The following is a 12,439-nucleotide window of genomic DNA, read 5'->3' as shown; positions in this document are numbered from 1 at the left end:
GGAATCGGGCAAGACGTTATGGTTTTGTGGTTTTAACGTGAATGATTATCGGCAACCAATCGGGGAAAATAAAGAGATATCTTTCATTCGTAAGTTCCTCTTTTCGTTTTTCGGAGATTTTATGAAGCTGGTCACTGAACGTCTGCACTTACAGTCGATAACCGCCGAGGATTGGCCGCTGTTTTTGCGCCTGTACCAAGATCCCGAGGTGATCCGTTACATCTCCGATCCGCGCAGCGAAGCGGAGATCCGCGCCCGGTTCGAGGAGCGGTTGCCGGCCTGGGACAAACACGGTGAGCAGTGGCTGTGCCTGGTGATGCGTGAGAAGCACAGCGGGGAGGCGGTGGGCGTTACCGGCTTTCGCCCGCAGTGGGTGCCGTATCGGCAGGCGGAAGTGGGATACGGGAGTTTGCCTGCCGGCCAGGGCAAGGGCTATGGCAAGGAGTCGCTGCGGGCGGTGCTGGATTTTGCGGTGAACGCCTGCGGTTTTCACAAGCTGACCGCCACCGTAACCGCGGGCAACCTCGCTTCGCGCGGCCTGCTGGAGTCGTGCGGTTTTCAGCTTGAAGGCACGCTGCGCGACAACTACCGTCTGGCGGGGCAGTGGTGCGACGACTGGCTGTTTGGGCTGCTGGCGGCGGAGTTTCAGGGCGGCAAATAAAAATATCGCGCCGGGTATCGACAAGCTCGTCGGCGCTGCGCTATGTTCGATATTCGGTCAGTTCGCTGGCCAGCGTCGCTCGGACGGTCCGGGCGCTAACGTCTATCGAGGAATCCCCTATGGCTGATAACAGTCCACAGCGCCGTTTTACGCGCATTGAACGTCTTCCCCCTTACGTATTCAACATCACCGCCGAACTGAAGATGGCCGCGCGCCGTCGCGGCGAGGATATTATCGACTTCAGCATGGGTAACCCCGACGGCCCGACGCCGCCGCACATCGTGGAAAAACTGTGCGCCGTCGCCCAGCGCGACGACACCCACGGTTATTCCACCTCGCGCGGCATTCCGCGCCTGCGTCGCGCCATTTCGCGCTGGTATGCCGACCGTTATCAGGTGGATATCGATCCGGAAAGCGAAGCCATCGTCACCATCGGTTCGAAAGAGGGGCTGGCGCACCTGATGCTGGCGACCCTCGATCACGGCGATACCGTGCTGGTGCCGAACCCCAGCTACCCGATCCACATTTACGGCGCGGTGATCGCCGGCGCCCAGGTGCGTTCGGTGCCGCTGGTGGACGGCGTGGATTTCTTCGGTGAGCTGGAGCGCGCCATTCGGGAAACCATTCCGCGCCCGAAAATGATGATACTCGGCTTCCCGTCCAACCCGACCGCGCAGTGCGTGGAGCTGGATTTCTTCGAGCGGGTGGTGGCGCTGGCCAAGCAGTACAACGTGCTGGTGATCCACGATCTGGCCTATGCCGATATCGTCTATGACGGCTGGCAAGCGCCGTCGATCATGCAGGTGCCGGGAGCGAAAGACATTGCGGTGGAGTTCTTCACCCTGTCGAAAAGCTACAACATGGCCGGCTGGCGCATCGGGTTCATGGTCGGCAACCCCGAGCTGGTCAGCGCGCTGGCGCGCATCAAGAGCTATCACGACTACGGCACCTTTACGCCGCTGCAGGTGGCGGCCATCGCCGCGCTGGAAGGCGATCAGCAGTGCGTGCGCGATATCGCCGAGCAGTATCGGCAGCGCCGCAACGTGCTGGTGAAGGGGCTGCATGAGGCCGGCTGGATGGTGGAAAATCCGAAGGCGTCGATGTACGTGTGGGCGAAAATTCCCGAGCCTTATGCCCACCTCGGTTCGCTGGAGTTCGCCAAGCGCCTGCTGGCGGAAGCCAAGGTCTGCGTCTCGCCAGGCATCGGTTTCGGCGACTACGGCGATACCCACGTGCGCTTCGCGCTGATCGAGAACCAGGACCGTATCCGCCAGGCGGTGCGCGGCATCAAGGCGATGTTCCGCGCGGACGGGCTGCTGAAGCCGGGGAAAGGCGGCAGCGCCAAATAATCCTGTCAGGCCGGGCGTTCGCCCGGCCTGATTTTTTTCCGTCCCAAGGTTTTCTTCATCATTTCCCCATTATGCTCGACTACGCTGAGTTTTATTTTTTGGACTGAGTGTATGAGCAACCGCTACGCGCGATCGCAAATCGTTTTACATTGGCTGACGCTGCTGCTGGTGATCCTCACCTATTCGGCGATGTTGCTGAAGGATTCGATGCCGGAGGCGTGGGGGCCGGTGGTCAAAAATCTGCACTTTAATTTCGGGGTATCGGTCTTTGCCCTGATGCTGATTCGGTTGGCGGTGCGCGCTTTCCGCGCTGCGCCGCCGACCACGCCGCCGCTGGAGGAATGGCAGGAAGTGGGCGCCAAGATCTTCCATTGGCTGCTGTACGTGGTCTTCCTGATGTTGCCGCTGCTGGGCATGTTAACCCTGGCCTACGGCGGAAAATCGTGGTCTTTGCTGGGCTGGCCGGTGCCGCAGTGGATGACGCCGGATCCGGTGATGCGCCGGCTGGTCAAAACGGTGCATGAGACGCTGGCAAACGTTGGCTACTTTATCATTGGCGCGCATGCGCTGGCGGCGCTGTATCATCACTATCTGCGCAAGGACGACACCCTGCGCCGCATGATGTCGGGCAAATGATCGCTAGCCGAAACGACAAAGGGACGCTTGCGCGTCCCTTTGGCTGTGTTCCCGGTCAGGCAACCATCAACATGAAGGTGCCAACCCAGGCAACCAGCATGAATGACACGCCCATCAAAAAATATTTCACTGAACAACTCCTGTCTGGAGTCCTCGCCAGCAATGATCCCGATTGTTGTGCTGAGTATTTTATGGGCAACCTGCTTGTCGGGCGGATTCTTCCAAGCGAAAGAACAACGTCCTCGAGCGCGGGTTGTCCGGTTGTCGCGCCTCATGCTCCGTGAGGTAAAATCCGAACCGCGACAGGATCGGCGCTAATGTACTCTCAATACTGGTCTGATTTCAATACTGTGTTTTTGATCACAATTTTTGGCTGTTTTTTGCACAGTGAGGGCTGTTTTATAACGCTTTTTATGGGCAAGCGCCGGGAAGTAGCCCGCCGCAGCGGGCTATAAAATCGAGGTATTGCAATGCGGCGGCAGGCGCTCAGGCGACGGCGTTGATGCCGGTCGCCAAAATGACCCAAAAAACGAGACAAGACAGCAGAATAACGGCCCAAATATGACGGCGACTCCACTCCATTTTTAGCCTTCGTTGTTGCGACAAGTGATTAGGTAGCGATCATATCGGCGCAAAACGGGGAAAATTTAGCCCCGTTGGATAATATTTCGCTTACCTGCCGCTAACCTATTGGCAAACTTCGCTTATTGTCACGCGCACTTCGTAGCCCAGCAGATACAGCGCCTGCTCCAACGCCTCAACCTTCGAGGCGTAGCCGATATCCAGCAACCGCTCCATTTGCCCGCCGTTGAACCCTAGCTTGCGTGCCAGCGCCGCTTTGCCGGTGTTTTTGCGCAGCATGGCGTTGTGCAGCTCGATCTTCAGCGCCACCAGCGCCGGCAGATGTACTCTCAGATCATCGGTTTGCACAGGGGAAGGGGCGGGCAGGGGCAGCCCTTCGTCCATCGCGGCGGCGATGGCGGCCAGCAGGCTTTCCTGCGCTTCCAGCTCGATGTCTTCGCGTTTATAGCAGGCAGATTGCCACTCGGGGAAGTCGTGAAAACCGATCTGCCAGGCGTCGCTATCGCGATCGAAGGTGTAATGAGCGGGGTAGTGGCTGTACATGGCAATCCTTGATTGAGGCCTGAATGAGGCGCTATTGTGACGGCATGCCCGGGAGATAGCCAGCATGAACGCAGCCGTGGGGGAATTTAAATTGAAATAATAATTATTATCAGGCAAATTTAATTTCCTGGTGAGCAATATTCTTATTATTTTTTCCGGGAAGAAAGATTATTTAATTAGGTGTTTGGATTAATATCCCTGTTGATGGGTGATAATGAGAATTAAAATCAAATATCACGCCGGTTTTTATACAATTTCACACGGAAGGGTGAAAATAAGAATATTGATCATGATAAAAGTTCATGTGTTTGATTTGTGGTGGTTTAATTTTTATTATTTCACTTATTAACAATTGTGAAATTCCAGTTTCAGGCAGATATCACCTGGCTGCGGTATTCACCGGCAGCTTTATAAAATACTCTTTTTAGGCAAAGGCGCATTCGATTCTCTTTATGTCTGCGCCAGACAGAAATATTCATTACTCCATGCTTATTACCCGACGGCTCTAGCCGACTTTTCGGGTGCCTGCTCGCATTTGCACTCTGCCAGGACAGCAGCTCACGGATTAAAGGAATACCTCGTGCCTAAAGTTAACTCGCGTTCATTACGCTTTACCGAACGCCACGTCACCAAATATGCGGCGTCATTGCTGTTTATCGGTTTATCCCTGCCGGCCGCCGCGCTGGCGGATGAGCGCTATGACGCGCTGATCCGTCAGGCCAGATCGGGCGATACCGCGCCGGTGTTGGCGTATTTATCGCAGCGGCGCGCTCGGGAGGGGTTGAGCCTGCAGCAGCGAGCCGATTATATCCAGGTGGCCGGTTGGGCCGGCCATGACGAAGAGGTGGTCGCACTCTGGCGTGCCGACGGCGCCGCGCTGCAGCGGGATAGCGCCAGCCTGGCAACGGCGGCCCGCGCCTACCGCAATCTTAAGCAGTGGCAACCATCGCTGCGCCTGTGGCGGGCGGCGTTGCAGCTCGCTCCCGCCGACGGCGGCCTGCAGCGTGGCTACGTGATGACGCTGGCGGATGCCGGGCGGGATGCGCAGGCGCAAACGGAAGCGGCCAAAGCGGAGAAGTTACTGGAACCGGCGACGTGGTATCTGACGCGCGCCTATGTGGATCAGGCCGCCGGCCGCAGCTGGGCGGCGTTGGAAAACGTGACCCGCGCCCGTGCGCTGGCGCCGTCCGACGCCGGCATTCAGGCTTATTACGTGACGCTGCTGGCGGCGAACCGGGTCGCGGATCCGGCGCTGCGTGCAAGCCAGGGGCTGGCATTGCCGCCCGCGCAGCAGCGGCGCCTGCAGGCGGATGAAGCCGCCGAACTGGTGCGGCTGTCGTTTATCGATGCTCGTGGCGAACAGGAACGCTTCGTCATCGCCGACCGTGCGCTGGCGCGCTATGACCAACTGCTGACGCAGTGGCGGCCGCTGCCGGAGGCGCAGGACAGCTACCAACAGGCGCGTATCGATCGCCTGGGCGCGCTGCTGGCGCGTTATCGCATGGCCGACGTGGTGAGCGAGTATCAAACCTTGCAGGCGGAAAGGCGCACGGTGCCGGATTATGCCCAGCGCTGGGCGGCGTCCGCCTACCTCTACCTGCAGCAGCCGGACAAGGCGCAGGCCATTTTCAGCCGCTTGAACGCCGCCGCGCCGCAGGCGGTGACCGCCGAAGACGAAACCGATCTGTTTTACGCGCAGGCGGAGGACGAACGCATCGATCGGGCGGCGTTGCTGGCGCAGCGCGTCAGCCAGCGCTATCCCTACGCGACCCACCTGTACCAGCTGCCGACGCTGGCCTACAACGATGACTGGCTGGTCGGCCAATCGCTGCTGGCGCAGTCACGGGTTTATCAACGCGATCTGGCCGAGGCCGAACGGCAGTTGACCCATCTGGCGCGCACGGCGCCGGGCAATCAGGGGCTGCGCATCTCATTGGCCAGCGTTTATTTGGCGCGCGGCTGGCCGCGCCGCGCCGAGGACGAGTTGAAGCAGGTGGAAGGGCTGGAGCCGCGCAGCCTGCCGTTGGAGATCCAGCAGGGCTATGTCGCGCAGGAATTGCAGGAGTGGCGGCAGCTGGATTTGCTGGCCGACGACGTCATCCAGCGCGCGCCGGAAAGCGTCGCCGCTCAGCAGCTCGAGCGTTCGCGTCGCATTCACCACATGTCTGAACTGCGCATCAGCGGCAATCAGGGCATCGATTCCGACGGGCCGGTCAGCGGCAGCCACGATTTCGGCATTCACGCCGCGCTCTATTCACCGCCGATCGACGACAACTGGCGGCTGTTCACCGGCTGGGGATTCAACACCGGCCAGTTCGACGAGGGCAAGGGCATCAACCGCGATCTCAGCGCCGGCGCCGAGTGGCGCTCGCGCGATCTGTGGCTGGAAGCCGAGGTGGCCAACCGCAACTACGGCCACGGCAATGAGCTCGGCCTGCGCCTTTCATCCTGGTATGACCTGAATGATCAATGGCGCCTCGGCGGTTCGGTGGCGCGCCTGTCGGCCGAGACGCCGCTGCGCGCGTTGACCAACGGCATCAGCGCCAACGGCGGCAACCTGTGGCTGCGTTGGCAGCAGAACGAAAGCCGCGAGCTGCGCGCCAGCGTGGCGCCTTCGCACTTCTCGGACGGCAACAACCGGCTGGAATACGGCCTGGAAGGGCGGCAACGGCTGCTCGCCGGCGCCCGTTATCGGCTGGACATGAACCTGACGCTGTCCGGCAGCCGCAACAGCCAGGAGAACGTGCCGTATTACAACCCGAAGCGCGACTTCACGCTGCTGCCGTCGTTAACGCTCGATCACACCCTGTATCGCCATTATCAGACCGAGTGGAGCCAGCAGTTTCAGGCCGGTGCCGGCAGCTATTGGCAGCGGGACTATGCGCGCAAGCCGATCACCCAGCTGGGTTACGGCCAGCGCATCAGCTGGAACGGGGTGTTGGACGCCGGCGCGATGCTGCAGTTTGAGAAGCATCCTTACGACGGCAAGCGCGAGCGGAACATCGGCGTGACGTTTGATCTGAATTATCGTTTTTAAAGGAATAATCATGCTTATTCGATCCTCGCTTTTCGTGTTGGCCGCGTTGCTGACCACCACCTGCAGCCAGGCGGACGTGCCGCGCTTCACGCCGCCGGCGGAGCGGCCCGTGGGGCCGATGGAACGCCCGTGGCCGGCCAACCGTTACGCGGTGCTGGCGTATCACGACGTGGAAGACGGCGCGGCGGACCAGCGCTACATGTCGGTGCGCACCAGCGCGCTCAATGAACAGTTCGCCTGGCTGAAGCAAAACGGCTACCAGCCGGTGTCGGTCGAGCAGATCCTGCAGGCGCAAAACGGCGGCCCGGCGTTGCCGAACAAGGCGGTGCTGCTGACCTTCGACGACGGCTACCGCAGCTTCTACAGCCGGGTTTTTCCGCTGCTGAAGGCCTACAACTGGCCGGCGGTGTTGGCGCCGGTCGGCGTCTGGCTGGATGCGCCGGCCGACAAGCCGGTCGATTTCGGCGGCCTGATGACGCCGCGCGATCGCTTCCTCACCTGGCAGCAGGTGCGGGAAGTGTCGGACTCCGGCTTGGTGGAGATCGGCGCGCACACCTACGCTTCGCATTACGGCGGCATCGCCAACCCGCAGGGCAATACCGAACCGGCGGTCGCCAATCGGTTGTACGACGCCAAACAGGGCCGCTACGAAAGCGAGGCGGAATATCGCCAACGCATCGAGAAAGACGTGGCGTTGATCACCCAGCGCATCACCGCAGCCACCGGCAAGGCGCCGCGCGTCTGGGTCTGGCCGTACGGCGCGGCCGGCGGCGTGGCGCTGGACATCGCGCGCAAGCACGGTTACCGCATGGCGCTGACGCTGGAGAACGGGCTGGCAGACGTCAACGCGCCTGAGAACGTGCCGCGCATGCTGGTGGCCGGCAACCCGTCGCTGACGAGCTTCGCCCAGCAGCTGACGCAGATACAGAACCGGCAGATCATGCGGGTGGCGCACGTCGATCTCGACTACCTTTACGATCCCGATCCGCAGCAGCAGGCCAAAAACCTCGACAAGCTGATCCAGCGCATCTACGACCTGCGCATCAATACCGTTTTCCTGCAGGCGTTCGCCGATCCAAAAGGCGACGGCAACGTGCGCGAGCTCTATTTCCCCAACCGCTGGCTGCCGATGAAGGCAGACCTGTTCAACCGGGTCTCCTGGCAGCTCTCTTCGCGCACCGGCGTGGCCGTGTATGCCTGGATGCCGGTGTTGGCGTTCGAGCTGGGATCTGACGTGCCGCGCGTACAGCGCCTCGATCCGCAAAACGGGCAGCTGTCGGTAGACGACAAGCAGTACCGCCGCCTGTCGCCGTTCAGCCCGGTGGCGCGCCAGCGCATCGGTGAGATCTACGAGGATCTGGCGGCTCACGCCACCTTCAAAGGGATCCTGTTCCACGACGATGCCCTGCTGTCGGACTTCGAGGACGCCGGCCCCGACGCCGCTGCGGCCTACCGCCAGGCCGGCTTCGCCGATTCGGTGGCGGCGATACGCCAGGATCCGCAGGCGATGGCGCGCTGGACGCGCTTCAAGAGCCGGGCGCTGATCGAATTTACCCAGTCGCTGACCGAGCGGGTGCGGGCGATCCGCGGCCCGCAGGTGCAAACCGCGCGCAATATCTATGCGATGCCGGTGCTCGATCCCGCCAGCGAGGCCTGGTTTGGCCAGAATCTGGCGGATTTCCTGCAGGCCTACGACTGGGTGGCGCCGATGGCGATGCCGCTGATGGAAAACGTGCCGCGCGCCGACAGCGGCCGCTGGCTGGATCAACTGGTGGGCAAAGTGGCCGCTTACCCCGGCGCGCTCGATAAAACGGTGTTTGAGTTGCAGGCCGTCGACTGGCGCAAGGAGCGCCGGATAAGCCTGGATGACGGTCAACTGCTGGCCGAATGGATGCGTCGCCTGCAGCGCAATGGCGCTCAGAGCTTTGGTTATTACCCCGACAACTTCCTCGACGATCGGCCTAAGCTGGATGCCGTTCGCCCGGTGTTGTCCTCAGCCTGGTTCCCACTGCCATGACCGATCGTTTAATTGCCTTATTCATCCTGTGTCTGGTGTTGAGCGTGCCTTTCGGCATCGTCCTGCTGTTTACCGGCGAAGTGCTGCTCAACTTCGTGTTTTTCTGGCCGCTGTTCATGTCCGGTATCTGGATCGCCGGCGGCATCTATTTCTGGCTGCACCGCGAGCGCCACTGGCGCTGGAGCCCGGACATGCCCGCGCCGGTGCTGCCGGGCAACCCGTCGATCAGCGTGCTGATCCCCTGTTTCAACGAAGGGTTGAACGCGCGTGAAACCATTTCGGCAGCGATGGCGCAGCGCTATGAAAATATCGAAGTGATCGCCATCAACGACGGCTCCAGCGATGACACCGCCGAGGTGCTGGATCAGTTGACGCTGGAGTTCCCCCGGCTGCGGGTGATCCATCTGGCGCAAAATCAGGGCAAAGCGATCGCGCTGCAGGCGGGCGCGGCGGCGGCGCGCAGCGAGTATCTGGTGTGCATCGACGGTGATGCGCTGCTGGATCGTGATGCGGCGGCCTATTTGGTGGCGCCGCTGTTGGCCAATCCGCACGTCGGCGCGGTGACCGGCAACCCGCGCATCCGCACGCGCTCCACCCTGATCGGCCGCATCCAGGTCGGTGAGTTTTCGTCGATCATCGGCCTTATCAAGCGCACGCAGCGCGTTTATGGCCGCCTGTTCACCATCTCCGGCGTGGTGGCCGCGTTTCGTAAGCAAGCGCTTACCGATGTCGGTTACTGGAGCCAGGACATGATCACCGAAGACATCGACATCAGCTGGAAACTGCAGCTCAAGCACTGGGCTATCTTCTTCGAACCGCGGGCGCTGTGCTGGATCCTGATGCCGGAGACCCTGCGCGGGCTGTGGAAGCAGCGCCTGCGCTGGGCGCAGGGCGGCGCCGAGGTGTTTTTAAAGAATCTGCGCAACCTGTGGGCCTGGGAGCACCGGCATATGTGGCTGCTGTTCGCCGAGTATTGCCTCTCCACGTTGTGGGCGTTCACTTACCTGGTCAGCGTGCTGATTTTCCTGGTCGGGCTGGCGGTGCCGCTGCCGGAGGGCATCCGCATTCACTCGTTGCTGACGCCGGCGTTTACCGGCCTGGTGCTGGGCGTGGTGTGCCTGCTGCAGTTCACCGTCAGCCTGCTGCTGGAGAAGCGTTATGAGAAGGGCTTCGGCCGCTCGCTGTTCTGGATCATCTGGTATCCGCTGGTGTATTGGCTGCTCAGCCTGCTGACCACGCTGGTGGCGTTTTCCAAAGTGATGTTGAAAGCTCGGCGCGGGCGTGCGCGCTGGATCAGCCCCGACCGGGGCATTGGGAGGATCAAAGAATGACGGACGTCCTGATTTATTCCGAACGCGGCCTGTTGCCGCGCGTGGTAGACAGCCTGCTGACGCTTTTCGCCTGGTGCGGCTTCCTTTATCTGTTCAGCCGCGGCCTGATGTCGGTGATGGATCAGCACGGGGTGGGCTCCGCCCTGTCGCTGCTGGAAGTGATCTCGCTGTACATCATTGTGGCGTTGTTCAATGCCGTCACGCTGATCGCCTGGGCCAAATACAACCAGTATTTCTCCCGTCGCAGGGCGGCCGACCGCTGGCGGAAACAGCAACAGAACACCCACATCGGCTATATCACGCCCGAGCTGACCCGGCAGCTGCGGCGTTTGCCGATCGCCGTGGTGTCCCATAACAGCGGCGGCGGCATCAGCCAGGTCAGCGGCAGGCTGACGGCGGCCGAACCGGCCGCGAACAAGGTGGTGCAGCTGCGTTAGTCGTCAGCGTCGCCGCCCGGCCTGCGCCGCAGCCCGCCCGGCGGCAACAGCAGAGCGCAGATCATGACGGCCAGGCTGAAAAGCGGCAGCCAGCGCGCCACCGGGCCGGGGGAGTAGTTGTTGAGCACCGAGCAAACATAGCACGCTGCGGCCAGCGCCCAGCCGGGCAGGCCGATATCGTTGAGCCGGAACGCGGTTTTGGCCATGAACCACGCCACCAGGCCGAAACAGAACAGCGCCCAGACCATAATGCACAGCAGATACAGCAGCACCGAGACGAATTCCTCGGTATCGCTGTGCGCATGGGCGCGAAAATGGTTTTTGTCCAGATAGGTCGACAGAAACGACAGCAGCACGATGCCAACGGCGAAGATCGCCAGCGAGAAAATAAAGGGTTTGCGCGAGATGCGCCCACGGTATAGGTCTTTGGCGAGTTGTCCGAGAGATTCCATCACAGTCCATTGTCGTGATCATTGCGGCGATAGCCGGGTGGCAAGCAGCCGGGCATTTTATCGGGGTAAAAGGGGGCGTCAAGGTGATAATTTTTCTCATTTAGTCGCGGTTGAGATTCCGCGCGGCCGCGCCGGGCGTTCTCTCACCGTGCAAAACGTCACAATTTGGCACGTTTGGCTACCTGGCGTGGTAATTGGCGGCATAATCCTGTTTGTTCGCGTTGAACAATGCATTAACATAACTCCCACTTATCTCTTGCATGGCTATATGGATATCCGATGCGTCACCTGGTTGCGCTTTTACCGCTGATTACCTTGCTTGCTGCCTGTAGCAGCACGCCGAAACCCAGTACCACCGCTACGCCGCAGGGCACCCCGGTAAAGGGCGGCTTTTTGCTGAGCCCGGCGCACAGCGGCGCGCCGCTGGGTGGAGATTTCGCCAATAACCCGAATACCGCACGCTTTATCGATAAGATGGTGCGGGAACACGGCTTTGATCGACAGCAGCTGCACGACGTGCTGGCGCAGGCTCGGCGCCTGGATTCGGTGCTGCGGCTGATGGACAGGCAGGCGCCGAAACCGTCTACCCAGGGGCCTACCGGCCCGAACGGTTCCTGGCTGCGCTACCGCAACAAGTTCATCACGCCGGATAACGTGCAAAACGGCGTGGTGTTCTGGAATCAATATCAGGATGCGCTGCAGCGGGCCTGGCAGGTGTACGGCGTGCCGCCGGAGATCATCGTAGGGATTATCGGCGTGGAGACCCGCTGGGGCCGCGTAATGGGTAAAACCCGCATTATCGATGCGCTGGCGACGCTGGCCTTCAACTACCCGCGCCGCGCCGATTACTTCGCCGGCGAGCTGGAAACCTTCCTGCTGATGTCGCGTACCGAGGGCGACGATCCGCTCGAACTGCGCGGCTCCTTCGCCGGCGCGATGGGCTATGGGCAGTTCATGCCGTCTTCCTTCAAGAGCTATGCGGTCGACTTCAACGGCGATGGTCATATCAACCTGTGGGATCCGGTCGATGCCATCGGCAGCGTGGCCAATTACTTCAAGGCGCACGGCTGGTCCAAAGGCGAGCCGGTCGCGATTCAGGCCAACGGCCAGGCGCCGGGATTGGAAAACGGCTTCAAGACCCGCTACTCGGTCGCTGCGCTGGCGGAAGCCGGCCTAAGCCCGCAGGGTTCGCTCGGCGACAATCAGGAAGCCAGCCTGCTGCGGCTGGACGTCGGCACCGGCTACCAGTATTGGTACGGCCTGCCGAACTTCTACGTCATCACCCGCTATAACCACAGCACCCACTACGCCATGGCGGTATGGCAGCTGGGCGAAGCGGTAGGGCGCTCGGCGCGCGGCGGCTTCTGACGCTGCTTCAATAACGAAAAAGGCCG

General features: G+C 61.2%; 11 protein-coding genes. 8 read left to right on the top strand and 3 right to left on the bottom strand.

The window, feature by feature from the left end; translation table 11 throughout:
• Positions 1 to 121: 121 nt before the first annotated feature.
• The 3 genes from ACJ8HH_RS13125 to ACJ8HH_RS13115 all read left to right on the top strand — a co-directional run bounded on the left by ACJ8HH_RS13125 (position 122) and on the right by ACJ8HH_RS13115 (position 2,646).
• On the top strand, positions 122 to 661 hold the full coding sequence (locus ACJ8HH_RS13125) for a GNAT family N-acetyltransferase (protein ID WP_033648108.1): 540 nt from the start codon (positions 122 to 124) through the stop codon (positions 659 to 661).
• Positions 662 to 780: 119 nt separating this feature from the next.
• Positions 781 to 2,010 carry an alanine transaminase gene (gene alaC, locus ACJ8HH_RS13120; RefSeq protein ID WP_039564884.1) on the top strand — a complete coding sequence of 410 codons (1,230 nt, stop codon included), beginning with the start codon at positions 781 to 783 and terminating at the stop codon, positions 2,008 to 2,010.
• Between the two features lie 111 nt (positions 2,011 to 2,121).
• Positions 2,122 to 2,646 carry a cytochrome b gene (locus ACJ8HH_RS13115; RefSeq protein ID WP_060424395.1) on the top strand — a complete coding sequence of 175 codons (525 nt, stop codon included), beginning with the start codon at positions 2,122 to 2,124 and terminating at the stop codon, positions 2,644 to 2,646.
• A 55-nt stretch (positions 2,647 to 2,701) separates the two neighbouring features.
• Here the strand turns inward: ACJ8HH_RS13115 and ypdK are convergent, their stop codons facing one another.
• On the bottom strand, positions 2,702 to 2,776 hold the full coding sequence (gene ypdK, locus ACJ8HH_RS13110; protein WP_099782600.1) for a membrane protein YpdK: 75 nt from the start codon (positions 2,774 to 2,776) through the stop codon (positions 2,702 to 2,704).
• A gap of 557 nt (positions 2,777 to 3,333) precedes the next feature.
• The gene (locus tag ACJ8HH_RS13105) at positions 3,334 to 3,771 is read right to left on the bottom strand and encodes an antitoxin HicB (RefSeq protein WP_033648105.1); all 438 of its coding nucleotides are present in this window, start codon (positions 3,769 to 3,771) and stop codon (positions 3,334 to 3,336) included.
• A gap of 580 nt (positions 3,772 to 4,351) precedes the next feature.
• On the opposite strand from ACJ8HH_RS13105, the gene pgaA reads away from it, so the two are divergent.
• The 4 genes from pgaA to pgaD are packed head-to-tail and all read left to right on the top strand — an operon-like array spanning position 4,352 to position 10,593.
• Positions 4,352 to 6,808, top strand: a complete 2,457-nt coding sequence (pgaA, locus tag ACJ8HH_RS13100) for a poly-beta-1,6 N-acetyl-D-glucosamine export porin PgaA (RefSeq protein ID WP_072274575.1) — start codon at positions 4,352 to 4,354, stop codon at positions 6,806 to 6,808.
• A 10-nt stretch (positions 6,809 to 6,818) separates the two neighbouring features.
• The gene (gene pgaB / locus ACJ8HH_RS13095) at positions 6,819 to 8,825 is read left to right on the top strand and encodes a poly-beta-1,6-N-acetyl-D-glucosamine N-deacetylase PgaB (protein ID WP_039564888.1); all 2,007 of its coding nucleotides are present in this window, start codon (positions 6,819 to 6,821) and stop codon (positions 8,823 to 8,825) included.
• Complete coding sequence (gene pgaC, locus ACJ8HH_RS13090; RefSeq protein WP_033653713.1) at positions 8,822 to 10,156, top strand: poly-beta-1,6-N-acetyl-D-glucosamine synthase; 1,335 nt, start codon at positions 8,822 to 8,824, stop codon at positions 10,154 to 10,156. Before pgaB ends, pgaC begins: the two co-directional genes overlap by 4 nt.
• Complete coding sequence (gene pgaD, locus ACJ8HH_RS13085; RefSeq protein ID WP_015378639.1) at positions 10,153 to 10,593, top strand: poly-beta-1,6-N-acetyl-D-glucosamine biosynthesis protein PgaD; 441 nt, start codon at positions 10,153 to 10,155, stop codon at positions 10,591 to 10,593. Before pgaC ends, pgaD begins: the two co-directional genes overlap by 4 nt.
• Here pgaD and ACJ8HH_RS13080 read toward each other — a convergent pair.
• Positions 10,590 to 11,045: a DUF805 domain-containing protein gene (locus ACJ8HH_RS13080; RefSeq protein WP_060436525.1), complete on the bottom strand. Its 456-nt coding sequence runs from the start codon at positions 11,043 to 11,045 to the stop codon at positions 10,590 to 10,592. The genes pgaD and ACJ8HH_RS13080 overlap by 4 nt on opposite strands.
• Positions 11,046 to 11,324: 279 nt before the next feature.
• Here ACJ8HH_RS13080 and mltB point away from each other — a divergent pair, with 279 nt between their 5' ends.
• Positions 11,325 to 12,413, top strand: a complete 1,089-nt coding sequence (gene mltB / locus ACJ8HH_RS13075) for a lytic murein transglycosylase B (protein WP_033648101.1) — start codon at positions 11,325 to 11,327, stop codon at positions 12,411 to 12,413.
• Positions 12,414 to 12,439: the final 26 nt, after the last annotated feature.

Source organism: Serratia sp. CY32780 (genome assembly GCF_052169135.1).
Taxonomy (GTDB): Bacteria; Pseudomonadota; Gammaproteobacteria; order Enterobacterales; family Enterobacteriaceae; genus Serratia; species Serratia sarumanii.
Note: the sequence above shows the minus strand (reverse complement) of the source record. Positions and strands in the feature narration are given on the sequence as shown.